This window comes from Arthrobacter sp. Hiyo1 (assembly GCF_001263615.2).
Classification (GTDB): Bacteria; Actinomycetota; Actinomycetes; order Actinomycetales; family Micrococcaceae; genus Arthrobacter.
In genome coordinates, this window is the sequence record NZ_DF952468.1 from 759,818 (window position 1) to 762,179 (window position 2,362).

Annotated in this window: 2 protein-coding genes and 1 pseudogene; all 3 read left to right on the forward strand. The window is 62.7% G+C overall.

Annotation, left to right across the window (positions count from 1 at the left end; translation table 11 throughout):
* A partial coding sequence (gene rho / locus AHiyo1_RS03315; protein WP_084784334.1) for a transcription termination factor Rho occupies nt 1–993 on the forward strand: 993 nt, incomplete at its 5' end.
* 177 nt (nt 994–1,170) lie between these two features.
* A complete protein-coding gene (gene prfA / locus AHiyo1_RS03320; protein WP_028264759.1) occupies nt 1,171–2,244 on the forward strand; it encodes a peptide chain release factor 1 in 1,074 nt (357 codons plus the stop codon).
* An 18-nt stretch (nt 2,245–2,262) separates the two neighbouring features.
* Nucleotides 2,263–2,362 (forward strand): annotated as a pseudogene (locus AHiyo1_RS26130) (peptide chain release factor N(5)-glutamine methyltransferase); the annotation flags it as partial.

Below are 2,362 nucleotides of genomic sequence, written 5' to 3' on the forward strand. Positions count from 1 at the left end.
GACGGCGAGGACCGCAGCCAGCAGTCCGCGCGCCAGAAGTTCAACGCGCTCGTCCGCGTCACGTCGGTCAATGGCAAGACGCCCGAAGAGCTCAAGGACCGCGTCGAATTCGCCAAGCTGGTTCCGCTGTACCCGTCCGAGCGACTGCGCCTCGAAACGGACCCCAAGAAGATCGGCCCGCGTGTCATCGACCTCGTGGCCCCGATCGGCAAGGGCCAGCGCGGCCTGATTGTCTCCCCGCCCAAGGCCGGCAAGACGCTCATCCTGCAGTCCATCGCCAACGCGATCACCACCAACAACCCTGAGGTCCACCTCATGATGGTGCTGGTGGACGAACGTCCCGAAGAAGTCACGGACATGCAGCGCACCGTCAAGGGCGAGGTCATTGCCTCCACCTTCGACCGTCCTGCCGATGACCACACCACGGTTGCCGAGCTTTCCATCGAACGCGCCAAGCGCCTCGTGGAAATGGGCATGGACGTGGTGGTCCTCCTGGACTCCATGACCCGCCTGGGCCGCGCCTACAACCTGGCAGCACCGGCCTCCGGCCGTATCCTGTCCGGTGGTGTCGACTCCGCTGCGCTCTACCCGCCGAAGCGCTTCTTCGGTGCTGCGCGCAACATCGAAAACGGTGGCTCGCTCACCATCCTGGCAACCGCGCTCGTGGAGACCGGTTCCAAGATGGACGAGGTCATCTTCGAAGAGTTCAAGGGCACGGGCAACATGGAGCTCCGCCTGTCCCGCCAGCTGGCGGACAAGCGCATCTTCCCGGCCGTGGACGTCAACGCTTCGGGTACCCGTCGCGAAGAGAACCTGCTTTCGGCCGAAGAAGTCAAGATCATGTGGAAGCTGCGCCGCGTCCTCTCCGGACTCGAGACCCAGCAGAGCCTTGAACTCTTGACCAACAAGATCCGGGAGACCGGGAGCAACGTCGAGTTCCTCATGCAGGTACAGAAGACGACTCTTGGAGCCAAGTCGGATAACGACAAATAGCTGTTTTAGGGGCGGGCGCTGGTTCGTTCGTGCGGTTGGTGCCGCGCGGATGTTCCGCTCCCGCCCCTTCCCTTTGCAACGCGGGGTCACTTACGGCCCATGCCGAGGGCCTGGATGGGCCGTAAGTGACCCCGCGTTGCAGTTATTAGACTTGTAGAAGTCGAAAGAGGTTTGAAAATGTTTGAGTCCGTACAGGGATTGCTTGACGAGCATGCTGCTATCCAGGCGCAGTTGAGTGATCCTGCCGTTTATGCCGACCAGGCTTTGGCCCGCAAGTTGGGGCGGCGCTCTGCCCAGTTGCAGGGCATCGTCGAGGCGTACAACCGTTGGCGCGGGCTCATGGACGATCTCGAAGCGGCCAAGGAAATGGCTTCCGAGGACGCCGAATTTGCTGCCGAGGTAGACGAAATCGAGGCGAAGCTTCCGGCAGCGCAGGAGAAGTTGCGCAGGCTGCTGATCCCTCGCGATCCCGACGACGCCCGCAACGTCATTCTCGAGGTCAAGGGCGGCGAAGGCGGCGACGAAGCTGCGCTCTTCGCCGGGGACCTGCTGCGCATGTACATGCGTTACGCCGAGTCCCGCGGGTGGAAGACCGAACTCATTTCGGCCACGGAATCGGACCTGGGAGGCTACAAGGACGTCCAGATGGCCGTCAAGGGCAACTCGAACGATCCCGCAGAAGGCGTCTATGCCCGCTTGAAGTTCGAAGGCGGCGTGCACCGCGTCCAGCGTGTTCCCGTCACGGAGTCGCAGGGCCGCATCCACACGTCCGCGGCCGGCGTACTCGTGCTTCCCGAAGTGGATGAGCCTGAAGAGCTCGAAATCAACCAGAACGACCTCAAGATCGACGTCTACCGGTCTTCAGGTCCCGGCGGCCAATCCGTCAACACCACGGACTCTGCCGTCCGCATTACGCACCTCCCCACGGGCATCGTGGTGGCTATGCAGAACGAAAAGTCCCAGCTCCAGAACCGTGAAGCCGGCATGCGCGTCCTTCGTGCCCGTATCCTGGCACACCAGCAGGAGCAGATCGACGCCGAGAACTCGGCCCAGCGCAAGTCGCAGATCCGCACCATGGACCGTTCCGAGCGCATCCGCACGTACAACTTCCCGGAAAACCGGATTGCCGATCACCGGACGGGCTACAAGGCCTACAACCTCGACGCCGTCATGAACGGCGACCTGGAGCCGGTCATCCAATCGGCCATCGAAATGGATGAACAGTCGCGCCTGGATGCCCTGGGCGAGTAACAGCCTGCAAGGATCTTCATGACGTTCTTTCCGGGCCAAAGCCTCGCCGACGCTGTCCGCGAGGCAACAGCCATCCTGTCCGACGCCGGAGTCCCCACTCCGCGCGTGGACGCTGAAC

Excerpts from the sequence above, each read along its gene's own strand:
- prfA (WP_028264759.1), top strand. The coding sequence starts at position 1,171 with ATGTTTGAGTCCGTACAGGGATTGCTTGACGAGCATGCTGCTATCCAG.